The following is a 23,703-nucleotide window of genomic DNA, read 5'->3' as shown; positions in this document are numbered from 1 at the left end:
ATTTTTTATCATAAGATTATAGTGCTATGATAAAGCCTTATTTTACTTTATTTGTGTTATAGAACAGTGTCCTGTTTGGTTATTATCTTGTAAGGCTAAATAATATTTGAGTCAGATATCAGAGTATAACTGTATAAAAGTGATATATTTTAGGAATTATATATATGGGATGTTCTCTTTAAATTTGTCTGCTTTTTTAGAGTTTGGAAATTTTTTATATTTTTAGGGATTTTTTATAACGCGGTTTAACAAGAAAAATTGCTTTAAAAGTCAATAAATTTTAAGCATTTTTTGTAAAATGTTCTCTCTTATGGTGTTTTAGGAAAATTGGAGCACCCTTGATGTTTGAGGTTATCTATTTTTCGGATAATGTTGTTTTCTTTTGATCTTTAGTCTTTTTTTAGAAGAGCTGAAGATTATTTTAGGCGGTTTAAAATTTCTTGCTCCTTTGTTGATTGTGTTTTTTTTCGTTTTATTGTTGCTTGATTAGGGGTGTTTTTACGAGATTTTCCTTTTCGATTTTTTAAAATACCAGTGTCCATGGCTGGTCCCATGTGTGCAAGGTCTGGTTTGGAGAAAAGACTTGGTTGTAACACGAGCTTATGGATGGATTGTTCGCTATGATGTGCTAAGGGGTTCTCAGCGATTTCTAGTTCTATCTTTTGTAATTGTTTGATTTCATCGCGAAGTCGCGCTGCTTCTTCAAAGTTGAGATCAGCAGCTGCTTCATACATTAATTTTTCAAGGTGTTTAATATGAGATGCCAAATTTTTGCCAACCATATTTTTTTTCTCGATGACATCAGGGATATTTGTGCGAATATGGTTGTTTTCATAGCCTGAACTGAGAATATCTTCGATATTTTTTTTGATACTTTTCGGTGTGATATGGTGTTCTTCATTATAGGCCATTTGTTTTTGTCGACGTCTTTGTGTCTCCTTTAAGGCTCGTTCTATGGAGCCAGTGATTGTATCTGCATAAAGAATAACTCGGCCATCTACGTTGCGTGCAGCGCGTCCAATTGTTTGTACGAGCGAGGTTTCGGAGCGCAAAAATCCTTCTTTGTCGGCATCTAGAATAGCGACAAAACCGCATTCTGGAATATCTAAGCCTTCTCGAAGCAAATTGATACCGATTAAGACATCAAAGGTTCCAAGCCGCAGATCGCGAAGAATTTCAATACGTTCTAATGTATCAATGTCAGAATGCATATAGCGTACGCGAATACCTTGTTCGTGAAGATATTCGGTTAAATTCTCGGCTATACGCTTGGTTAGAACTGTCACCAATGTACGGTAGCCTTTTTGAATTGTTTTACGAATTTCATTCACAACATCATCGACTTGATTGCGGGCTGGGCGAACCTCTGTTGGTGGGTCAACAAGCCCTGTTGGGCGAATAACTTGTTCAGCAAAAATGCCATGAGATTGTTCTATTTCCCAGCGTCCTGGCGTTGCAGAGACGGCAATAGTTTGTGGGCGCATGGCATCCCATTCTTCAAAGCGTAAAGGACGATTGTCCATACAAGAGGGGAGGCGAAAACCATATTCTGCTAAGGTAGCTTTTCGTCGAAAGTCACCTCGGTACATGCCACCAATTTGGGGAATGGTTACATGACTTTCATCGATAAAAACAAGAGCATTGTTTGGAATATATTCGAACAGGGTTGGTGGTGGTTCACCGGGTTTTCGTCCTGTTAAATAGCGTGAATAATTTTCAATTCCGGAGCATGAGCCAGTGGTTTCCAGCATTTCCAAATCAAAAATTGTACGCTGTTCTAAACGTTGCGCCTCCAAAATACGTCCAGCTGCGTTCAACTCATCGAGACGTTGAATTAATTCCATTTTGATTGACTTTATTGCCTGATTTAGAGTCGGGCGGGGTGTTACGTAGTGTGAGTTGGCATAAATTTTAATCGATTGGAGATCACCTGTTTTTTGACCCGTTAGAGGATCAAATTCCGCAATTGTTTCCACTTCATCGCCAAAGAGCGAAATACGCCAAGCTCGATCTTCGAGGTGGGCAGGGAAAATTTCGATTGTATCCCCTCGAACACGAAAAGAACCACGAATAAAGTTAATATCTTGTCGATGATAGTGTTGAGCAACTAAATCGGCCAGTAATTGCCGTTGATTGAGTTTATCACCTTTTTCTATTTTGAAGGTCATAGCAGTATAAGTTTCTACTGAACCAATCCCGTAGATACAGGATACAGATGCGACAATAATGACGTCATCACGTTCAAGGACAGCACGTGTTGCAGCATGGCGCATACGGTCGATTTGTTCATTAATTGAGGATTCTTTTTCAATATAGGTATCAGAGCGTGCAACGTAAGCTTCTGGTTGATAATAGTCATAATAGGAAACAAAATATTCGACGGTATTGTGGGGAAAAAAACCTTTAAATTCTCCGTAAAGCTGTGCTGCTAGAGTTTTATTTGGTGCTAAGATTAAAGCTGGACGCTGTGTTTCTTCAATGATTTTGGCCATTGTATAGGTTTTTCCTGAGCCGGTAACACCCAAAAGCACTTGTGTACGTTCATCTTTTTGAATTCCCTCAACCAGAGTTTTAATTGCTTTAGGTTGATCTCCCGCAGGTTCAAAGGGTGTTGCGAGTTGAAATGGAATGCCACCTTCAGACTTTTCAGGACGAACAGGACGGTGTGGTGTCCATAACGCGCCATTCTTAAAAAGAGGATTGCCTGAGGTAATCAGAGCAGAAAGAGCTTCAACTGTTGCTGTAACACCATTTTTCATTATCGCTTCCTTTGATATAGAAATGCACGTGTTTTTCAAAGAAACATTATTCACCAATTTGATTGAGATAACGACAAAGCGTCATTTAGCAGTTTCGTTCCGGCTTACTAGATATTTCATTAGTTCTCTGAAGATTTTCATTTGGCGTTTTTAGTATGATGACAGCTGAGGTTGTTTGTATTAGTTTTCTCATTTATGCCATGATGATCTTCAGAAGAGCATTTATAATGATGTTCACTATGATGATTATGAACACTGAGGTCGTACATATTGCCACTTGTGACGGGAAGCATTACGTATGTGCGATAAAGATCGTTTCCATCTTTAAATGAGAGGTAGCGAGATGATACCCAGCCTGTTTGAGAGTTATATTTGATTTGGCACCAGTTCTCTCTACAAGTTTGGACAAAAACCAATGTTCCTACTGGAATTAAACCACGAAGCGTATGCTGCGTGCTTGGTCCTGCTCTAAAATTAAGATTGCTTGTAACGAAAGCATCCACGGCTCCAGATACTGTTATGTCTAGAAGGAGATAGCAAAACATAAAAAAAAATACCAATTTTTCCACAGAAGATTCCTTTAGAGATTTCTCTTCCTTCTCTCTTCATATAAGATCTTTGTTGCTAGACTATGATAAAACAGAAAAAATTACAATTGGTTCTTCTTTAAGCTCTTAATTATAGGATTTTAGTTGAACATTTTAAGTCCTCCAATCATTGAATTTTGCTAAACAGAATCGGTGAATGCTTTCTTTTCCTTTTTATTTTTATATGGAAAATGGGGATGCTGTACTATATAGTATATGAAATTGTGTTTTTCGGATTCTAAAAGTGATTTTGGAAGCCGTTTTTTGTGTTTTTATTAAACCTTCCGTGTAATAGAAAGGAACGGGTTATGGAAAAAGTTCCGATGACTACAGCTGGTTTTGAACGTCTTAAAGAAGAGTTGCGTTGGCGTCAACAACAGGAACGTCCGCGAATTATTGAAGCAATTTCTGAGGCACGTGCACATGGTGATCTTTCAGAAAATGCTGAATATCATGCCGCCAAAGAGGCGCAAAGTCATAATGAGGGGCGTATAAATGAGCTTGAAGACTATATTGCGCGAGCGGAGGTTATTAATGTTTCGCGTCTTTCAGGTGATAAAATTAAATTTGGAGCCACTATCAAGCTTTTGGATGAGGATACTGAAGAAAAAAAGGTTTATCAGATCGTTGGTGATCAAGAAGCTGACGTAAAAACTGGAAAAATTTCTATTTCTTCACCTATTGCACGTGCACTTATTGGTAAGCAAGAGGGCGACGTGATTGAAGTAAATGCACCAGGTGGTGCGCATAATTATGAAATTATTAAAGTTCAGTATATCTAAACTTTTATGCGTGTATCTTTGGAAGAAACTGAAATTATTGCTCCTCACTTTAAAAAGCGTTTATCAGGAGTGACATCTACGGTTGTTCAGCTCATTCCACTGCAGCGAGAACAAGGTATGCATATATCCGTTTTTGGGTTTGGATTGCCGCGAAATTTGCCGGCTCTTGCCTTTAAAGATATTTTCGGGCTTTGGAAAAGCCCAAAAGGGAGGTCGTTTCGTATTTGGCATGCACGGCGCAATATTGAGATGCTTTGTGGGGTCTTTTTGCGCGATGTTTTGCGAATGAAGCTTAAACTCGTCTTTACATCGGCATCTCGACGTCATCATAAGCCTTTTACCAAATGGTTGATTCGCCGTATGGATAAAGTTATTGCTACAAGTGCATGTACGGGAACTTATCTAGAGGTACCTCATCAAGTTATCATGCATGGGGTGGATGTTAGGCGGTTTTCACCACCGAAAACTATTGATGATCGCTTTTCTTCATCAGGATTTCCAGGAAAATATGCAGTAGGGTGTTTTGGGCGCGTGCGCTACTTAAAGGGCACCGATCTGTTTGTGGATGCAATGATCGCATTATTGCCGCGCTATTCTGAGTGGACAGCACTTATCGCTGGTCGTACGACGGAACAGCATTATAATTTTGAAAAAAAATTACGTCAGAAGATTGCTGAAGCCGGTTTGGATAATCGCATTATTTTTCTTGGTGAGAGGCTTGATTTACCTCTGTGGTACCGTCGTCTATCGCTTTATGTTACACCTTCTCGTGTAGAAGGTTTTGGTTTGACACCATTGGAAGCTATGGCATCTCAGACGGCTGTAGTGGCTAGTGATGCAGGAATTTTTAAAGAATTGGTAGTGGAGGGGACAGGAACGGTTGTTAAAGTAGGAGATGGGGCAGCGTTAATTACAGCAATTGAACCTTATTTTGCTGATTTAGAAAAAACATTTGAAGCAGGGAAAAAAGCTTTAGCTCATGTTCGCACTCACTTTCCTCTGGAAAAAGAGGCAGCTGCAATTGGAAGCATTTACGAAACAATGTTTGCTGAAAAAACACTTTAAATATGTCAGAAATTTCCTTGTGCAGTGAATGGAATGCATCACATTTGGAGATTCTCGTAAATGAATATTCAAGCAAACAATTCAATCATACAAATGTTATTTCATAAAATTGCGTATGTCTTGATACGATAATAAACTTTCAAAATTTTTGAAGAGACTTAGGAGTTTATGCTTTTAGAGTGATGTGGAGATTGTTATAAAGTGCAGGTGTAGGGTTTGTAGTTTTTTATTCCAGTAATTGGTAAGGTAGGAAATAATTACTTTAACAAATTCAATTCTAAGAATTTTAGGTGAAATTTGACGCCGTAAGTAAGGTTCGTGTCGTTTTTTTGTGGTACTAAGTGTGTGGGCAAAAGCAATAAGATAATTTCCTTCCGAGAATATAGTGTGGTGCTCTATCTATGAGACCAGATTTTTAAGCTATACGTCTTGCTCCATTGGCGAAAAGGATAGTGTATTTTTCAATAAAAAATTCAACTCAAGTGCACGGTAATGAAAAAACATTTTTACTAGAAATTATCACTGTTTTTTTCTTAATGATAGACCATTGGTAAGAATATTGAAATGTTGTTTGAATCCATTTCCTCTTTTTGATGAGGAAGGTGCATAAAGCAAAAAGTTATAAGGCCTTGTTTGATGTGGAAGCTCTTGAGTAACACTTGATAGTTCTTGATGTGTTGCATTTATTTTAAATAGTTGATGTGCCAAAAAAGAGTGAGTTAAGATTCTATTTGGAGGATAACTTTGTGTTGCTGACACAAAAAAGCATTTGAAATTTTTTCATCAATTGAATGAAAATTGGATCTTATAATGCACATTGTTTAGTTTATAAATTTCTTATTATTACAAAATTAAATGCCATGCATTAGAATTGCTCACGCCAAAAAGCGGGAATAAAAAGTACAAATATGGTTATAATTTCAAGACGCCCAGCTAGCATCAGAGAACTTAAAAACCATAAGGCATTGTCATTGATTGTAGAAAAATTGCCAGCAGGTCCAATAATATCTCCAAAACCTGGCCCAATATTTGAAAGGGCGGTTAAGACACCTGTAAAAGAAGTGGTAAAGTCAAGACCGGTAGTAAGCAAAAGTGCAGTACCAATAATAAGACAGGACATATAAAGACACACAAAAAACAAAATTGATTTAGCAACATCGCTTGATATATTTGCATGATCATAGCGAGCTTTTACCACTACATTAGGAGAAAGAAGTTGTGCTATATTTGTTTGTGTAATACGCCAAAGGATAATGAGGCGATTGATTTTTATACCGCCAGAGGTAGAACCAGCACATCCGCCCATAAAAGAAATAATGAAAAAAATTCCAAGCGCAAAAGGACCCCAAAGTTGATAATCTTTAGCGCTATAGCCAGTGGTGCTAATGATAGATGAAAGGTGAAAAATTACGTCGAGAAAAATCCAGTTGAAGGTGCGCTGATCATGAAAATGCAACCATGCTGTTAAAGCAAAGCTAAAAAGAAAAACAATGGTGAGAAAAACGATTACTTGTGGATCAAGGAAGCGTTTAGAGCGCCCAGGAAGCACTAATTTAACATAGAGTACAAAGGGTAAAGCAGAAAGCAACATAAAGATTGTTGAAACAATGAAAATGGCTGGCTTATCAGAAAAATAGCCAAAAGAAGTGTCGTGAGTTGAAAAACCAGCTGTTGCTACTGTGCTCATTGCGTGGTTTATGGCATCAAATAAACTCATGCCAGAAGCAAAATAAGAGAGCATACAAGCGAGCGTGAGTCCAACATAAGCTATGATAATTCCATTGGCAATCTGGTTGATGCGGGGTAGTATTTTTTCAGATTTATCTGATGATTCCATATGAAAAAGCTGGCTTCCCCCAACGCGCAGTGAAGGCAAAAGCAAGAGGGCTAAACCGATAAAGCCAATGCCTCCAATCCAGCATATGATAGAACGCCATAACAAAATACTTCGCGATAAATTGTCAAGACCAGTGAGTACTGTGGAACCTGTGGTTGTAATTCCAGAGACGGATTCAAAGATTGCAGCTGCTAGAGAAATCGGGAGAGGGGAAAGATAAAGAGGTAATGCGCCCACGACGCTTCCTGTTAGCCAAAGACAAACAGTAAGCATAAATCCAAGCCGTGCTGAAAAACGACAGGTAGCACCCTTAGTAGCTAAAAGAATTAGTGTTGCTAACATGGTGGTGATAGCGCAAGAGTAGAGAAAGGCTATCCAATTACGGTTGCTGTCGTGCAAATCCACAAAAATTGGTAGAAGCATCGCCCCTCCCATAATTAACGCAAAACGCGCACAGACATTGATAATAAATTGAAAAATGACTGTTCCCTATCTTTGTATTACTTTTTGTTACAGTTTTGTGCTCATAAAAATTTACGCTTTTTATCTTTATAAGATAAAGATTAATTTTTCCACATTAAGCGCATCTTTGTAAATTAGTAATCGAACCTTTTTACCAAACTTGAAAAGAAATACGTATACAACATAATTTAGACTGTTGAAAAATGTTTTTTTAAAGACTGTATTCCGTTATAATTTATAGAATGATTAAATCACAAAAAGTAAAGGGGATTTTATGGCACGATCGCATATTCGTCTGCTTATTATCGGCTCAGGGCCAGCTGGTTATACAGCGGCGATCTATGCGGCAAGAGCAATGCTCAAACCGGTTTTGATTACTGGATTGCAGCAGGGCGGACAGTTGACAATTACAACTGATGTCGAAAACTATCCAGGTTTTGCTGATCCAATTCGAGGACCGTGGTTAATGGAACAAATGGCAAAACAAGCCGGAAATATGGGTACAAAAATTGTCTATGATAGTATTGCGAAGGCTGATTTATCGAAGCATCCTTTTATCTTATACGGAGATTCCGGAACGCAATATTGTTGTGATGCGCTGATTATTGCAACGGGAGCGCAGGCGCGCTGGCTTGGTTTGGAAAGTGAACGGACCTTTATGGGTGGTGGTGTTTCTGCTTGTGCTACATGTGATGGCTTTTTTTATCGTGATAAGGATGTCATTGTTGTGGGAGGTGGAAATACAGCCGTTGAAGAAGCTCTTTATTTATCGCATTTAGCAAAAAGTGTGAGTGTGGTTCATCGGCGCAGTTATTTTCGGGCGGAAAAAATTTTGCAAGATAGATTGCTTGCCTGCAATAATGTGCGTGTTCTTTGGGATCATGTTGTAGAAGAAATTGTTGGTTTACCAGCTCAGGATTCAAGAGGAGCCGTTGTAACAGGCGCGCGTCTTAAGAATATTAAAACTGGTCAAGAAATTAAGGTGAATGCGGAGGGAATATTTATTGCTATTGGTCATGATCCTGCTGTTTCTTTGTTTGAAGGACAACTGAAACAAAAACGAGGTGGTTACTTATGGACAGCACCAGATTCAACAGCAACAAGCATTGCTGGTGTTTTTGCGGCAGGTGATGTAACAGATGAAGTCTTCCGCCAAGCTATAACAGCAGCGGGAATGGGATGTATGGCGGCGTTGGAGGCAGAACGTTTTCTAGATATGCAAGCATAAAAATTTATTGAAAAAATAAAAAAATTAAAGGTAAAATTGGGATGTCACCGTTGGATTGGGATAGACTAAGAGTTTTTCATGCTGCGGCAGAAGCAGGTTCTTTTACACATGCCGCTCAAGAGCTTCATTTATCCCAATCAGCTATTTCACGGCAGGTTTCAGCTTTAGAGCAGGATGTTGGTGTATCCTTGTTTCAGCGTCATGCTCGTGGGCTAATCTTAACGGAGCAGGGTGAAATTCTTTATCGTGCAACGCATGATGTTTTGATGAAGCTTGAGAGTGCACGCTCGCAATTAAGTGAAAGTTGTGAAAAGCCAACAGGGGATTTACGTATTACGTCGACTTTTGGAGTAGGTGCAGGGTGGCTTGTAGAGCGTATGCCAGAATTCCTTAGCCTTTATCCAGATATACGGGTTCAACTCTTGTTTGATGACAAAGAACTTGATCTGACGATGCGTCAAGCAGACTGTGCTGTTCGTTTACATCAGCCACAACAGCCTGACCTTATACAAAGAAAACTCTTTACAATTCACATGCATGTTTATGCTTCGGAAAATTATATCGCGAATTATGGACAACCAAAAACATTGTCTGAACTGGATGCACACCGTATTATTTCATTTGGTGAACCTGTTCCATCTTATTTATCTGGTTTAAATTGGTTGGAAAAGGCTGGAAGAAGTGATGGATCTTTACGTTTTTCAGTCCTGCGAATCAATAATATTATTTCAATCAAGAATGCACTTGTACGCGATCTTGGTATTGCTGTGCTTCCTGATTATATCGTGAATAATGATGATCGACTCGTGCGTCTTTTTCCTGAGATGGTTGATATCCCTTGTTTTGATACTTTCTTTTGTTACCCTTATGCTTTAAAGAATTTAGCAAAGCTGAAAGCTTTTCGAGATTATATTTTTTTGAAAGCTCGTCAGTGGGCTTTTTAATGGATGTGATGTTTTTAGCTATGTGTTTCATGCATAGCAGACACGCTTAAGTCTTTATTGTACTTCTCCTTATAAAATGACATACAATAACATCTCTTGATTATGTTGCCTCCCATTGCATCTTCTTGAGTGTTCCCTTACGAAAGTCTGCCAGATTGATTTTATCTCTGAAGATTTTCTAGATTTGCCGGGCGTTTGTCCGGCTTTTTTTTGCTTCGCAATATAGCATCTAAAAATGTAGATATTTTAGAAAATGATAAGAGAACAATTTTAAAAGTTTTATGAATTTGAAACATTTTTAGGTGTATCAAGATATGATGGGGAGCTTTACGAGATATTTGGGTTATAATGATGATTATCGCCGAGCAGAAAGGGTTTGATGGAAAAGTATAGGATTTATAGATAGAAAATTTTCTTGAATGTCTCAAATTACATGAAGAAATACAAGTTCTATGAACACATAGAAGCATTTTCGTCTATATGTATTCTCTACAGGATCCATTTATCTGTGCTATAATTCGATGGGCTATAATCTTTTTTAGATGTACTAACATTCAGCAACAAAAATATAGCAATAGAGGTGTTTAGCACTTTAAAGAAGACTACTACAAAAGCGCTGTATACGTAAGCAAGCTTCTTCAAGCAGCTTTTCTGATGTCGCATAAGAAATACGAAAAGCTGGTCCCAGTCCAAAAGCAGATCCATGAACAACAGCGACAGATTCTGCCTCTAGAAGCGATATTACAAAGTCTTCATCACGAGTGATCACTTTACCTTCGGGTGTTTTTTTCCCAATGAGTTCTGCACAGGAAGGATAAACATAGAAGGCACCTTCTGGTGTTGGACAATGAATACCAGGTGCTTGATTCAACATGGAAACAACAAGATCACGGCGTGCTTGGAAAATACTTTTATTCTGAGCAACAAAATCTTGTGGACCAGTAAGTGCCTCGACGGATGCCCATTGTGAGATAGAACTTGTACCAGATGTTTGCTGACCTTGAATGATATCCATGGCTTTAATTAATTCTTGCGGTCCCCCTGCATAACCGATTCGCCAACCCGTCATGGCATAGGCTTTAGAAACACCGTTCATGGTGAGTGTACGGTCGTAAAGTTTTGGTTCTACTTCTGCTGGAGTGACAAAGGTAAAACCTTCATATGTGAGATGTTCGTAGATATCATCGGTGAGGATATAAACATGGGGATATTCTACTAAAACATCTGTTAGTTTTTTTAATTCGTCATGCGTATAAGCAGCACCCGATGGATTTGAAGGAGAGTTAAAAATAAACCATTTAGTTTTAGGGGTGATGGCAGATTCTAATTCTTGCGGTTGAAGTTTATAAGAAAATTCAGCTCTTGTTTCGACAAAAACAGGTGTTCCACTGTTGAGAGTAACCATTTCCGGATAACTAACCCAATAAGGAGATGGAATGATGACTTCATCCCCTTTATTTAAAGTTGCCATCAATGCATTGAAGAGGATTTGTTTACCACCGGTACCAACAATAATTTGTTCTGGTTGATAGGTGAGATTATTTTCTCTTTTAAATTTTGCCGCAATTGCTTGGCGCAATTCTGGAATACCAGATATGGGGGTATATTTTGTTTCTCCACGTCGAATAGCTTCAATGGCAGCATTTTTGATATTGTCTGGTGTATCAAAATCTGATTCTCCAGCGCTTAAAGCAATAACATCATGACCTAATGCTTTCAAATGACGCGCCTTTTGGGAAACAGCAATTGTTGCAGAAGGTTTTATACGAAAAAGCCTGTCAGCGATAAAAGCCATGATTTCAGTCCTTATATGATACAAGAAAATGATTGTAGATTTAAAACTATTCTATAAGAGATTGCATCGTATGCAATAAAAAATTGTAGTGAAATTTTTAAGTTTTTTGCATCTAAAGAAGATTTGAGATGAAAGAAGATAGGTTGTAATATTCTATTTACAGAAAGTAGGAATATTATCAGAGAAAAATTTTACATTAAAAGCAGAGATTGACAAAGAATTTATGGTTTATCGATGAAAATTTTTGGGGTTCGCATAAAGATTGAAAATTTTTCTCGTCATTTTGTTGAAGACATCCATTTTATTTAAAAATGTAAGCTGAATGCAAGAGTCTTTTTTTCTTAGGTAAGTGGTATAGTATCCATAAATATTATGCATTTTGATATGAGACGAGGGGAACATCATTATGTTTTAGAGGAATTTATCAAGGATAGTGAATGTACTTTATGATGGTTAATGCTCTTTCTTTGCGCTCATCCCGGTCATTTCTTTTTACTCAAACAGAAAAACATCACATAACTATGATGAATACATTTACAAAGAACGATATCTTACCAAACTCTTCTACAACAAAATCAACAGTTCAAGATATATTTTCTTGCGATTTAATAAAAAAATCTTCTCCCTTTATGGAATATCTGAATTATGTCTCTATTCTCTCTTGATTTAGGTGAATAGGTACATAGAGTTTAGGAAATTTTATTTCAAAAGCAAAATTTGTGTTTTAGTTTTTTGAGGTTTTATAGGAAAAAGCAGTTTGCAGCGGTTATGGAAGATTTAAGAGGAAGGATAGGGATATCTTGGATCATTGTATAAAGCAGAAATCCAGTACTTTATTTATAAAGAGAAAAAAACTCGCCTAGGAAGGCGAGGATTTTTTATTACAATGCAGGGTCATTTAAAGATTAAAGTGCTGCAAGATTTCCAGCAGAAAATTTCCCAGAACGACGATCTTGAAGAACATCATAAGAAATTTTTTGCCCTTCGTTAAGATTGCTTAGACCAGAACGCTCAACAGCAGAAATATGTACAAATACATCTGCACTTCCATCACTAGGCTGAATGAATCCGAAACCTTTTGTTGTATTAAACCACTTAACTGTTCCTGTAGACATAGGAAACTCCTTAGAATATATAATTATACTGTGCACTGAGACTAAAAAGCCCTCAATACGGTTTTAGATCGAAATTAGGTGGGAGAAGTTTCGTCGAAAGTGCAGAGCGCACAGGAAAGAAAGTCACATAACCGAAAATTCGATGGGAATCAATATAAAGGTTTTTAGGATGAAAAGCAAGCCTTCATTGGTATTTTTATACAAATAAAAGATTGAGAGGGAATATAAAATATGAGGAGAATATGCTTTCTATTATAGCGAAAAGTTCAAGTAAAATAGCTTTGCAGTGAGCGCACTTCAAGGCACTTTTTTTTGAGTGCTTTTATGGCTTCCACGGCAGCTTCGGCTCCAGATACTGTTGTATAATAGGGGACTTTTTGCATGAGTGCTGCGTGGCGTAAGGATTTAGAATCGGAGATGGCACTGGCAGTGCTTGTTGTATTAAAAATCAATTGAATTTTTCGATTACGAATGGCATCTTCAATATGAGGATGCCCTTCTAGGACTTTGTTGATTTTTTTTGCCTCAATATTATGTTCGGTAAGAAATTTATGTGTTCCACTTGTTGCCAAAATAGAAAATCCAAGCTCGCCTAAAAGTTTTACAGGATTTAAGATGCGTTTTTTGTCTTCATCTCTCACAGAAACGAACAAAGTTCCTTCTTTTGGGAGCTCAACACCAGCTCCAAGTTGGGCTTTAGCAAAAGCAAGAGAAAATTCATAATCAAGTCCCATAACCTCACCAGTTGAGCGCATTTCTGGACCAAGAAGTGTATCGACACCTGAAAAACGAGCAAAAGGAAAAACTGCTTCTTTGACAGCAATATGTTGTTTTTGTTGCAGAGAGGGTAAGCCACCATAAGCTTGAAGAGCTTTGTGAAGAGTTTCTCCTGCCATAATTCGTGCGGCCATTTTAGCAATGGGGCGACCAATCGTTTTTGCGACGAAGGGGACCGTACGAGAAGCACGAGGATTGACCTCTAAAACATAAACTGTGTCATCTTTAATGGCATATTGCACATTCATCAAACCGCACACATGAAGTGCTTTTGCTAATGCTTTTGTTTGGCGCTCTAATTCAGCTACTATTTTATGGGAGAGCGTATGTACTGGTAACGAACATGCTGAATCACCAGAATGGATTCCAGCTTCTTCAATATGTTCCATAATACCAACAACCAATGTTTCTTTCCCATCGCAGAGACAATCAACATCAACTTCAATTGCTTCTGTGAGATAACTATCAAATAGAAGTGGATTTTTACCAAGTAATGTATTGATCTGTCCTGTTTTGTCGTTTGGATAACGGGCTTTGATATCTTCTGAAACCAATTCAGGGACACTCTCAAGCAAATAATTTTGCAAGCTACGTTCATCACGGATAATTTGCATAGCACGCCCTCCTAGAACATAAGAAGGGCGCACAACTAGTGGAAAACCTAATTCATGGGAAATGAGACGTGCCTGTTCAATTGAATGGGCAATGCCATTTCGAGGTTGTGTTAAGTTAAGTTCGAACAACAATTTTTGAAAGCGATCTCTATCTTCTGCTAAATCGATGGCTTCAGAAGAAGTGCCCAAAATGGGGATATTATGTTTTTCGAGTGTGCTTGCCAACTTCAGTGGCGTTTGTCCACCAAATTGGACGATGACTCCGACCAATTCACCTTTTTGCTGTTCTGTTTCTAAAATAGCGAGAACATCTTCTGTTGTTAAAGATTCAAAATAAAGACGATCAGAGGTATCGTAGTCTGTCGAGACGGTTTCAGGATTGCAGTTAATCATAATGGCTTCAAATCCTGCATCACGTAGTGCAAAAGCAGCGTGACAACAACAATAGTCAAATTCAATGCCTTGTCCGATGCGGTTTGGTCCCCCACCTAAAATAGCAATTTTTTTGCGTTCAGAAACTTGTGCTTCTGAGTTTTCTACTCCTGCAAAGGGAACTTCATATGTTGAATACATATAGGCTGTCGGTGAAGAAAATTCAGCTGCACACGTATCAATCCGTTTAAAAACGTGCCTGACATTAAGCGATTTGCGCAGAGCAGCAATATCATCAGGTTCTTGTCCCGTAAGAGTGGCCAAACGCGCATCCGAAAAGCCCATAGCTTTTAACATGCGTAAATTATCTGCATTTTGGGGCAGTCCATGGATGCGGATGTATTGTTCCATTTCAATAATGGAGGCTATTTGTTCCAAAAACCATGGATCAATTTTGCTGATTTGGTGGATTTCATTTAAGGGTAACCCCGTACGCATGGCTTGAGCAATGTAACGCAAACGATCAGGGCTTGGTATTGCAATAGCGGAGCGTATGGAACTCTTTTCATCACCTTCAGCATGTTCAGGGATTACGATTTCATCAAGACCGGTAAGACCTGTTTCAAGTCCACGGAGCGCTTTTTGCAGCGATTCTTGAAAAGTGCGTCCTATTGCCATCACTTCTCCTACAGATTTCATCGCAGTCGTTAAGACAGTTGATGAACCAGGAAATTTTTCGAAAGCAAAACGAGGAATCTTGGTAACAATATAGTCAATAGAAGGTTCAAATGATGCTGGTGTTGCGCCGCCTGTGATATCATTTTTTAATTCATCAAGTGTGTAGCCAACTGCCAGCTTAGCTGCTACTTTTGCAATTGGAAAACCTGTTGCTTTCGAGGCAAGCGCTGAAGAGCGAGAAACTCGCGGGTTCATTTCAATAACAATGAGGCGGCCATTTTCGGGATTAACAGCAAACTGTACATTGGATCCACCAGTTTCAACACCAATTTCACGTAGTACAGCAATTGAAGCATTGCGCATACATTGATATTCTTTATCCGTTAAAGTGAGGGCAGGGGCTACGGTAATCGAGTCACCAGTATGAATCCCCATAGGGTCAATGTTTTCAATGGAACAAACAATGATACAGTTGTCGTTCTTATCGCGAACAACTTCCATTTCATATTCTTTCCACCCCAAAACACTTTCTTCAATCAAAACTTCTGTTGTCGGTGAAGCTTCAAGTCCTCGTTCAATGATTTCATAAAATTCAGAGCGATTATAAGCAATTCCTCCGCCGGTACCACCAAGAGTGAATGAAGGACGGATAATTGCTGGAAGACCAACAATATCAAGAGCTTGAACTGCTTTTGCGGTAGCATGTGCAATATAATGTTGTTTACGGTCAGCTTCTTTATGACGCCAATTGCGTTCAAGATCTTCTAATGCTTGGTCAAGAGCATTACCGGAAAGTTTCGCTTTAAGTTCATCACGCATTTTTGCGTGCTGTCGGCGATTTTCTTCTTTAAGTTCTGTTGCATTGGCTAACATAGATCGTGGTGTTTCCAAACCAATTTTTGCCATTGCTTTGCGAAATAAAGCACGGTCTTCAGCTTTATCAATCGCATCAGCATTTGCACCTATCATTTCAACGTGATAGCGGTCTAAAACGCCCATACGCTTTAATGATAAGGCTGTATTAAGAGCTGTTTGTCCTCCCATAGTTGGTAAAAGAGCATCTGGACGTTCACGAGCAATAATTTGGGCAACTACTTCAGGAGTAATGGGTTCAATGTAAGTTGCATCAGCTAAATCTGGGTCTGTCATGATGGTGGCAGGATTAGAGTTCACCAAAATAATTCGGTAACCTTCTTCTTTTAACGCTTTACAAGCTTGTGTGCCTGAATAGTCAAATTCACATGCCTGACCAATAACAATAGGTCCTGCTCCAATGATGAGAATAGATTTTATATCTGTGCGTTTTGGCATGGTTTTTTCCTATGATAAACATCCGTGCGCGATTGCGTCAGACAGAATATTTAAATTTTGAGGCTAAAACTGTTTTATAGGTTAAGTGACAAAGAAAGTAAGCCATAAAATGCCTTTTCCATGCTTTTTTTCATAGCCAAAAACTAAGAATGGTAAAAAATAATTATTGATACTAAATCTTTTATTGTAACAAGATGCAAAGTTAGAATAAAGTTCTTTGATGTTACGATTAGAAACATCAATAAAGCTATTGTTATGTGTATATATTACAAGAATTTTGATGTTTAGTTTGATAATTCGGGTACATATTTAATAGTAATAGTATAGGGAACATTTCTGTTCCCATATAGGTTTATTTAAGGGCTCTTAAAACAATAATTCCCGGTGTTTTTGCTACATAATCCATAAAAGGGGAGTCCACTACTTTTTCATTTTCTTTTCGTGAAGAAGCATTTCGTAACATTGGACCATTATCTGTGATAATGAAGAAACCTACGTGGGTTACATCCAATCCAGCAAGCTTGGTGTAGATACCAATAAAATCACCAGATTGTAACTGACTTAAAACTTCTTCATCAATAAAGTTACTTGGAATATAAGTTATATTGCGTTTAACAATTGGTAATCCGGGAAGATAGTTTCCACCATCAGCTTTTTTATTGAGGTATTTTTCAATGCTTACTGCATTGGGGCTTATCTGTGCGGTGATGTCATCGGCAAGTTTATATTCTCTATAAGCCCAGTCAGTGAAAAAGTGTTTCCGGTCTAAAAAGCTAATATTACCATCAACATAACGAGTTCGGATAATGTTATTTATGAATTCTGTTTGCGAAGTTGATTTCCGTAATGCTTCAACATAGTCCAGATAAGTGAAACAATCTAAACCTCTAAAGTCGATTATTAGTTCTTCTGGTACATCTTCTGAACCATGCAACATATTTGCTTGGTAAGGTGTTCCTAGAAAAGCTGCAGATAGAAAATCAATCATTTTTCCTGTTTCAGGGCCATTGATTTTTGACCGTTCTTTAAGAAGAGTATTGAGTTTTTTTAAAGTATAAGGATCTAGATTCACTTGTTTTTTTTGCTGTGTTTCCGTTTTGTTTTCAGGAGCTTCTTTATTTATGTCAGAACTTTGAAAATCACATCCTGCAACCAACGCGGAAATTAAAATAAATAAGAATATTTTTCGCATTTTTTCACCATTTTTGAATTGAACAATGACTGGTACCTTTCTGCGTTAACCAGATTGTCTTATGTTAATTGTAACATATCATAAATGTAGCATAAATAGATATAGCCATGGTTTTATTTTAGGTTATGCTGATTGCGTGCGAGGTAAATATTTTTTAGGATAAAAATATACAAAAATTGTTACTGTAAAAATATTTTTGAATAATTGAAATTATATTAAAATATAATTTTCTATTTTTAGAGAGTATATTCATCACTACTCTCTTTATTCGAAGAAGGTTATAGGTGAATTGTTATGCTGGAATTCGTATGCATTTCATTCACCAAAAGGGACTTTTTGAAAGTGATGATTCTTTATAAAGGTATGTACAGTGTTGTGTGTTTGGTAAGATGAGGATTTGTGACATTTTTTGTTTTTTAAGTTTTTACTTTCATGATAGCTTTTGTGAGAATAAGTTATATAGCCGTTTTTAATGGCAGGTAGAGTTTATAAAATTGTAGGGAAAACAATTTGCATGCTATGATTAACCAAAAACGCGATCCAAAAATTATTCATCATGGGCTCATTTTAGTTTTCATTATTTTGTTGTTGGATATTATTGCTATTGCAATCGTTAGTTCTGTTTTGCCTGAATATTTTGCTCAATTAACTGGAAAAGATATAGGTGCATCTTCTGTGGCAAGAGGAAAATTACTTATGGCTTATTCAGTAATGTAATTTTTGTTTGCTCCTATCATTGGCAATCTTTCTGATCGCTATGGTCGCCGTCCTATTTTGCTGATCTCTATTATAAGTTTTGCGCTTGATAATTTCATATGTGCTATAGTATGGAGCTATTCTATGTTGTTTATCGGGCGTCTTTTGTTAGGAGTGAGTGGTGTTAGTTTTGCAATCTGTATGGCATATCTTGCTGATCTATCTAATGATAAGACCCGTACACACAATTTTGGTCTGTTGGGAATCGCATCTGGATTAGGGTTTATTTTAGGTTCATTTATCGGTGATTTTTTAGGTCAATTTGGTCCGCGTGTTCCGTTTTATTTTGCCGTTGGTTTTTCACTCATTAATTTTATTTTTGCATGGATTATGCTTCCTGAAATTCTCTCTACGTGGAATCGGCGCGCTTTTGATATTAAACGTGCAAATCCTCTAGGTGCCTTTTTGCAGTTTAGGCAATATCCAAAAGTTCTTTGGTGTTGCTGGTTTTTTTTCTTTATTGGTTTGCTGAATCTATATGGATTAGTATTTAGTCATTCATTGCTAAAGAGCGCTATACTTGGAGCACGTTCTCCATTGGGGTGTCCTATAGTGTTTTTAGTATAGGGCAGATGATTGTGATAACTCTTATTCTTCCTTATCTTTCAAGAGATGGAGCAATTGGCTTATTGCCATGGTAGGGTTTGTGTTTGCATCAGTTACTATGCTTGGTTACGTATTTGCAACGCAATGGTGGATGGTTTATGTTGTTTTTTCCTGTACCATACTTGAATACCTTGTTCATGCACCTATGCGCGCTATTGTTTCAGCACAGGTACCGGCGAATGCACAAGGAGAATTGCAGGGATAGATGGTTTCTGCTGTTTCATTGAGTTTGATATTTGGTCCCATTTTTATATATTTCTTTTCGAACAATTTACACATGAAGATGTGGCGTTCCATTTTTCTGATGCTCCTTCTTTGGGAGGCTTTTGTGTGCTTTCCGTTATGACGATAATTTTTTCCTTACAGGTACGCTGAATTTTGGGGTTTCTAGCTGATAAGAATATTTTCCAATTTGATGTTTTATCAAAGTGGTTTTATGGAGGAAAGATTATCATTTATTATTTTAAAAAAAATTTTGTATACAGAAAATAATACAATTTCAATTAGGCTATTTTTTATAATTCATGATAAGATCGCTGAAATATTGAAAGAGGTAGTGGCTGTCTTGTGGGCCAGGAGAAGCTTCAGGGTGATATTGGACCGAAAAAACTGGTTTTCCAATGATCCGAATACCACAGTTTGAACCATCAAAAAGGGAAATATGTGTTTCTTGGACATGTGATGGTAGAGATGCAGCATCTACAGCAAAACCATGGTTCATTGATACAATCTCAACTTTTCCGGTGTCAAGATCTTTAACGGGATGATTGGCACCATGATGTCCTTGGTGCATTTTTACGGTTTTTGCACCAAGAGTCAGAGCTAAAAGTTGATGACCAAGGCATATACCGAAAAGTGGCAAATTATGATCAATCAATGTGTTAATAGTTGGAATTGCGTATTGAGCTGTTGCTGCTGGGTCGCCTGGACCATTAGAAAGAAAAATACCATCAGGGTTCATTGCTAGAATTTCTTCTGCATTTGTGTGTGCAGGCACGATGGTAATGCGCGCATTTTGTGTAGCAATAAGACGTAGAATATTACGCTTAATACCATAGTCGATTGCAATGATATGAAGATTGTGCACATTGTTTGTATGATATCCTTTATTCCATATCCATGGCTTTTCACTCCATTGCCTTAATGATTTAGATGTGACTTCTTTTGCAAGGTCAAGATTGATGAGACCAGACCATTTTTGTGCACGCTTCTGCAAAGAAGGGATATCAAAGTTCCCATGAGGATCGTGTGCAATGATAGCATTTTGTGCACCTTTTTCTCGGATAAGAATGGTTAGTGCGCGTGTATCAATACCGCAAAGTGCAATAATTTTACGTGCTTTAAGCCATTGATGCAAGTTTTCATTTGCACGATAGTTGGAAGGACGCGTGATGTCTGCTTTGAAAAGAGCACCGACTGCACCATGACAATTGAGGGGAGTAAGATCTTCGATATCTTCGCTATTTGTACCTACATTTCCTATATGAGGGAATGTAAAATTGATAATTTGTTGCGTGTATGATGGATCTGTGAGGATTTCCTCGTAGCCTGTTATAGCGGTGTTGAAACATACTTCACCCTCGGCAATGCCTGTAGCACCTGCTCCTTTACCTTCAATAACTGTTCCATCAGCTAATACTAAGAGGGCTGTAGGTTTTTTTACACTCCAAGGATCGCGAGATGAGATAGTTTGTGTCATAGTGTGCGCCCAAAATTTATTTCTGAAAGGTATAACAACCAACATTACACAAAAGCTGTTATGCTTTTATGTATATCATTTACAATATTTCGCTTGAGATAGGAAGTATAGGTATATTCTATGAAGAGGTAAAGTACTGTTTTTGAATTTTCTAAAACCCCGATATTAATTATTTTTTATCATGCATTGTAAGACGTATAATAATTGCTAAGAAGCAATTTTCTGATTGGACAGAATGAGATAAATTTGTGTTGTCTGACCAGATTGATGGGGCAGTCAATTCTGCTTTGAAGGTGCGGAAGAGAGCGTGTATCTTGCCACACTTTTTGTCTAGTAAGACGCCAGGTTAGAGATCGTGATATTCTTTATCGTGATGAAGAAAATTTAAAAGTGGATGATCAATACAGTCTGTTTTCACTAAAATGCTTGAACGCTTTAACAATGTGAGGAGTTAACATGCGCTTATAAAAACTCTTGTCACTTAGAATTGGTAAAGAAAGTATCAAGAAAATTTTGATAGGTAATAATTATCCCATACAGGTTAGTGCGAAGGAATATTTTGTAGTAAATAAGTTAGTGTTTCTTTTTGTTTATAGGGGAAAAAATAGCTTTCTCTCAGTATATATTCTTTTTTCTGCAAAATATTTAGGCTAATAAGAAGATTATAACTGCTTTAATTCTTTTTAAAAATATTTATTACTTTCAATACAAAAAAGTTTTTAGAGAAAATAAGGCGGTTAAAAAACTGTCTAACATGTAAGTTTGCGCTATGTTCTCACGATTATGGTGAGGTAAGGGGGATTTTAAAATGCTTATTTTTAAAAATAGCAATATCCTCCAGCTGAGATGTTTCAAAAAATATCTCAGAAATAAGTCTTCATTTGCAATATGCTGTTGAGATAGGTCGGAAAGCTCTGTTTCTTTACTTTGAAAAAGACATATAAAACCACTATGTCGTACATGCTCAGAGAAATATACGTATCCTCCATTTATGCTGAGTTTGTTGTGTAAAGTGGTGAAGCTGTTAAAAACAACTCGGTTAATAACAATGGCTCGTTTATTAATCGCAAACGAGAGCGGCGTGCCCACAGGGCACCTTGTTGGCCAATATGAATGTAATCGCGAGTCAATTTGCCACTGTTAAATAAATAGTGTCCTAGTGGGGTAGTGCCCAAATGCATCAATTCTTGATTCTGTTTTGATAGGGTTTCTTGTGGAATTATGGTACGCCCAAGAAGCCAAGGCTGATTATCTCCCATCAGTATGACCTCGCGTAGCCAGTAACGTGCACTGTCGGGGAGATGCTCCGCTTCGTCTTGCAATTGATCTCGCGTAATAAAACATTCACGTTGTGGTTTGACACGTATGCAGGTACAGTGATTTTGTAATCGAAGCGTCATCGAGCCCGATTCCATGAGCCAGTTACGGATGTTTTCTGGTGGAGGATGGTCTTGATCAGAAAGCCATTTTAGAGGCGGTAAGATGGAATCTCTAGGGTCAGGCATCATTTCACTCTGCATCTAAAATCGTACCTCGTATGCTATACTGGATAGCATAAAAAGGTGTCTCCATTGTGATATAGAAATGCAAAGGAAGCAAGATTTTAAACGGGAAAATGTTAAAGCGAACATTTAAGTAAGGAATATTTAAAAAAGTATTATGAAAGTATGTTGTTGGCTGAAATTTCATATCCATCATTCATAAAATTTAGAAGATAAAAAAGATTGAAAGGGAAATGAATGAGGTATCATCTTTATCATCTCTCTTTTACTTTCATTAGTACTAAAGGAAATTCTCTTTATGATCTACAAAATTCCAAATTGGTGTTAGAGGTTTCTGGTAAAAGGGTCTTGTTGATGAAGTGCATAGGAATTCAGGAGTACACGAGAGAAATTTGGGGAAAAAGTATTGTTTTTGTGATAAAACTGGGTGATTGTGTTGGTATTACAGCGAGGTGAGCAAGATTTAATTGTGGTTGGTATATTTTACTGATCAAAATCTTGCATATTGGTGTGGTGCTGAAGCAATTCAAATATTAGAAACAATGATATTTGAGCGAATTATAAAAAACTAAATCAATATTGCACTAAAATAATGCCGTCACCCTTGTTGGTATAAATAAGTTGTAGCATACGGAAAGGGATAGTGCTCTTGTAAAAAGCTTTGCTATATCTCGTTTAATGACACAATGATGGTGATGCAAAAAGACCGTAGCTTAAGCATCTCACCATCACTCCACCACTGGCTGCAATTTTAAAGCTAGGGTAGAAACATTTGAATTATTTCATTTATAACCAAAGAGTACCTTAAAAAAGACAAATAAATACTCTACGATCGAATCGTACGTCCCATCCATATAAGGATGCAAGCTCCTATAAAACCTGAAATGAGATAGCCAAGCCAACCAGCAAAGCTCACGCCTAAAAGGCCAAAAGCAAAACTGGCCAATGCTGCCCCAATAATTCCTAAGATAATGTTTAGAAAAAGCCCTGTCTGGCTTTTCATAATATACTGCGCAGCCCAACCTGCAAGGCCACCGATAATAATAGCTGCAATCCAGCCGATGTTTGCATTTTCCATTTATACTCTCCTTTGCCTAAATCTTAACTAGGGTAAGCCCTGTAAAGGTCAAGGCTAACCTTTTTGCCTTGAGGAGAGGTACTGCTGTTGAAAACTTTATTACATTTTACTTCGCTGTTTTTTCAATTCGTGCGAACATCTTATACGTAAAATATTATATCCATAAAATTACAAATACACATAATCGCCTCTTATGATACCAAAAAGTGCTGAAATTTGCAATTTTTTACGTAAAGAAGAAATGTTTGCAAAAGTGTTTTGAGAGTATGATAAGTGTATTTATGAGTAGATTCCTTATCAATTTCCATAATAAGATTCGAAAAAACTAAAATGATGTGACTAAAGGAACAAGCAAAAGGGACATTCAAAAAGTTTGAAAAGAAGTTTGCTAATACGATATCAATGATATTCGAAATGATATTAAAAAATATTGTTGTTTAAGTGTTTACAAATTATTACGTAAGTTAAATCTTTAAAAACGTTATAATTTTTGAAGACCGACGGATATTTGTATTTCTCTATGTCACATCGCTTTTCTTCGTAC

Annotated in this window: 17 protein-coding genes; 7 read left to right on the top strand and 10 right to left on the bottom strand. The window is 37.4% G+C overall.

The window, feature by feature from the left end; all coding sequences use genetic code 11:
• Positions 1–416 precede the first annotated feature (416 nt).
• A complete protein-coding gene (gene uvrB, locus V4P57_RS05810) occupies positions 417–2,759 on the bottom strand; it encodes an excinuclease ABC subunit UvrB (protein WP_455465648.1) in 2,343 nt (780 codons plus the stop codon).
• A 137-nt stretch (positions 2,760–2,896) separates the two neighbouring features.
• The gene (locus V4P57_RS05805) at positions 2,897–3,328 is read right to left on the bottom strand and encodes an SH3 domain-containing protein (protein WP_455465647.1); all 432 of its coding nucleotides are present in this window, start codon (positions 3,326–3,328) and stop codon (positions 2,897–2,899) included.
• Positions 3,329–3,654: 326 nt separating this feature from the next.
• Between V4P57_RS05805 and greA the strand changes: the two genes are divergently transcribed.
• Complete coding sequence (gene greA / locus V4P57_RS05800; RefSeq protein WP_455465646.1) at positions 3,655–4,128, top strand: transcription elongation factor GreA; 474 nt, start codon at positions 3,655–3,657, stop codon at positions 4,126–4,128.
• Positions 4,129–4,134: 6 nt separating this feature from the next.
• The gene (locus tag V4P57_RS05795) at positions 4,135–5,193 is read left to right on the top strand and encodes a glycosyltransferase family 4 protein (RefSeq protein WP_455465645.1); all 1,059 of its coding nucleotides are present in this window, start codon (positions 4,135–4,137) and stop codon (positions 5,191–5,193) included.
• Positions 5,194–6,058: 865 nt separating this feature from the next.
• Here the strand turns inward: V4P57_RS05795 and V4P57_RS05790 are convergent.
• Entirely contained in the window at positions 6,059–7,453 is a 1,395-nt protein-coding gene (locus tag V4P57_RS05790) for a TrkH family potassium uptake protein (protein WP_455465644.1), read from the bottom strand.
• A 313-nt stretch (positions 7,454–7,766) separates the two neighbouring features.
• Here V4P57_RS05790 and trxB point away from each other — a divergent pair, with 313 nt between their 5' ends.
• Together trxB and V4P57_RS05780 are read left to right on the top strand one after the other, a co-directional pair.
• A complete protein-coding gene (gene trxB, locus V4P57_RS05785; protein ID WP_455465643.1) occupies positions 7,767–8,720 on the top strand; it encodes a thioredoxin-disulfide reductase in 954 nt (317 codons plus the stop codon).
• 41 nt (positions 8,721–8,761) lie between these two features.
• The gene (locus tag V4P57_RS05780; RefSeq protein ID WP_455465642.1) at positions 8,762–9,664 is read left to right on the top strand and encodes a LysR family transcriptional regulator; all 903 of its coding nucleotides are present in this window, start codon (positions 8,762–8,764) and stop codon (positions 9,662–9,664) included.
• Between the two features lie 592 nt (positions 9,665–10,256).
• On the opposite strand, the gene V4P57_RS05775 is transcribed toward V4P57_RS05780, so the two are convergent.
• From V4P57_RS05775 to V4P57_RS05760, 4 genes are all read right to left on the bottom strand, one after another.
• Positions 10,257–11,459, bottom strand: coding sequence for a pyridoxal phosphate-dependent aminotransferase (locus tag V4P57_RS05775; RefSeq protein WP_455465641.1), 1,203 nt, complete (start codon positions 11,457–11,459; stop codon positions 10,257–10,259).
• Positions 11,460–12,364: 905 nt separating this feature from the next.
• Positions 12,365–12,574, bottom strand: a complete 210-nt coding sequence (locus tag V4P57_RS05770) for a cold-shock protein (RefSeq protein ID WP_455465640.1) — start codon at positions 12,572–12,574, stop codon at positions 12,365–12,367.
• A 266-nt stretch (positions 12,575–12,840) separates the two neighbouring features.
• Complete coding sequence (gene carB, locus V4P57_RS05765; protein WP_455465639.1) at positions 12,841–16,326, bottom strand: carbamoyl-phosphate synthase large subunit; 3,486 nt, start codon at positions 16,324–16,326, stop codon at positions 12,841–12,843.
• Between the two features lie 352 nt (positions 16,327–16,678).
• Positions 16,679–17,518 carry a DUF1460 domain-containing protein gene (locus V4P57_RS05760; RefSeq protein ID WP_455465638.1) on the bottom strand — a complete coding sequence of 280 codons (840 nt, stop codon included), beginning with the start codon at positions 17,516–17,518 and terminating at the stop codon, positions 16,679–16,681.
• Between the two features lie 510 nt (positions 17,519–18,028).
• On the opposite strand from V4P57_RS05760, the gene V4P57_RS05755 reads away from it, so the two are divergent.
• From V4P57_RS05755 to V4P57_RS05745, 3 genes are all read left to right on the top strand, one after another.
• Positions 18,029–18,235 (top strand): hypothetical protein, encoded by a 207-nt coding sequence (locus V4P57_RS05755; RefSeq protein ID WP_455465637.1) that lies wholly within the window; start codon positions 18,029–18,031, stop codon positions 18,233–18,235.
• Between the two features lie 3 nt (positions 18,236–18,238).
• Positions 18,239–18,841, top strand: coding sequence for an MFS transporter (locus V4P57_RS05750; protein ID WP_455465636.1), 603 nt, complete (start codon positions 18,239–18,241; stop codon positions 18,839–18,841).
• Between the two features lie 67 nt (positions 18,842–18,908).
• Positions 18,909–19,085: a hypothetical protein gene (locus tag V4P57_RS05745; protein ID WP_455465635.1), complete on the top strand. Its 177-nt coding sequence runs from the start codon at positions 18,909–18,911 to the stop codon at positions 19,083–19,085.
• Positions 19,086–19,388: 303 nt separating this feature from the next.
• Here V4P57_RS05745 and carA read toward each other — a convergent pair whose 3' ends face one another.
• The 3 genes from carA to V4P57_RS05730 form a co-directional block, all read right to left on the bottom strand.
• Positions 19,389–20,579 (bottom strand): glutamine-hydrolyzing carbamoyl-phosphate synthase small subunit, encoded by a 1,191-nt coding sequence (gene carA, locus V4P57_RS05740; RefSeq protein ID WP_455465634.1) that lies wholly within the window; start codon positions 20,577–20,579, stop codon positions 19,389–19,391.
• A gap of 989 nt (positions 20,580–21,568) precedes the next feature.
• Positions 21,569–22,087: a chorismate lyase gene (gene ubiC, locus V4P57_RS05735; RefSeq protein WP_455466979.1), complete on the bottom strand. Its 519-nt coding sequence runs from the start codon at positions 22,085–22,087 to the stop codon at positions 21,569–21,571.
• 820 nt (positions 22,088–22,907) lie between these two features.
• On the bottom strand, positions 22,908–23,159 hold the full coding sequence (locus V4P57_RS05730) for a GlsB/YeaQ/YmgE family stress response membrane protein (RefSeq protein WP_455465633.1): 252 nt from the start codon (positions 23,157–23,159) through the stop codon (positions 22,908–22,910).
• Positions 23,160–23,703: the final 544 nt, after the last annotated feature.

This window comes from Bartonella sp. B39 (assembly GCF_053795145.1).
The sequence above is the reverse complement of the archived record's forward strand: the minus strand, read 5'-3'. Positions and strand labels throughout refer to the sequence as shown.

Excerpts from the sequence above, each read along its gene's own strand:
- uvrB (WP_455465648.1), bottom strand. The coding sequence starts at position 2,759 with ATGAAAAATGGTGTTACAGCAACAGTTGAAGCTCTTTCTGCTCTGATT.
- greA (WP_455465646.1), top strand. The coding sequence starts at position 3,655 with ATGGAAAAAGTTCCGATGACTACAGCTGGTTTTGAACGTCTTAAAGAA.
- V4P57_RS05795 (WP_455465645.1), top strand. The coding sequence starts at position 4,135 with ATGCGTGTATCTTTGGAAGAAACTGAAATTATTGCTCCTCACTTTAAA.
- V4P57_RS05790 (WP_455465644.1), bottom strand. The coding sequence starts at position 7,453 with ATGCTTCTACCAATTTTTGTGGATTTGCACGACAGCAACCGTAATTGG.
- trxB (WP_455465643.1), top strand. The coding sequence starts at position 7,767 with ATGGCACGATCGCATATTCGTCTGCTTATTATCGGCTCAGGGCCAGCT.
- V4P57_RS05780 (WP_455465642.1), top strand. The coding sequence starts at position 8,762 with ATGTCACCGTTGGATTGGGATAGACTAAGAGTTTTTCATGCTGCGGCA.
- V4P57_RS05775 (WP_455465641.1), bottom strand. The coding sequence starts at position 11,459 with ATGGCTTTTATCGCTGACAGGCTTTTTCGTATAAAACCTTCTGCAACA.
- V4P57_RS05770 (WP_455465640.1), bottom strand. The coding sequence starts at position 12,574 with ATGTCTACAGGAACAGTTAAGTGGTTTAATACAACAAAAGGTTTCGGA.
- carB (WP_455465639.1), bottom strand. The coding sequence starts at position 16,326 with ATGCCAAAACGCACAGATATAAAATCTATTCTCATCATTGGAGCAGGA.
- V4P57_RS05760 (WP_455465638.1), bottom strand. The coding sequence starts at position 17,518 with ATGCGAAAAATATTCTTATTTATTTTAATTTCCGCGTTGGTTGCAGGA.
- V4P57_RS05745 (WP_455465635.1), top strand. The coding sequence starts at position 18,909 with ATGGTAGGGTTTGTGTTTGCATCAGTTACTATGCTTGGTTACGTATTT.
- carA (WP_455465634.1), bottom strand. The coding sequence starts at position 20,579 with ATGACACAAACTATCTCATCTCGCGATCCTTGGAGTGTAAAAAAACCT.
- ubiC (WP_455466979.1), bottom strand. The coding sequence starts at position 22,087 with ATGATGCCTGACCCTAGAGATTCCATCTTACCGCCTCTAAAATGGCTT.
- V4P57_RS05730 (WP_455465633.1), bottom strand. The coding sequence starts at position 23,159 with ATGGAAAATGCAAACATCGGCTGGATTGCAGCTATTATTATCGGTGGC.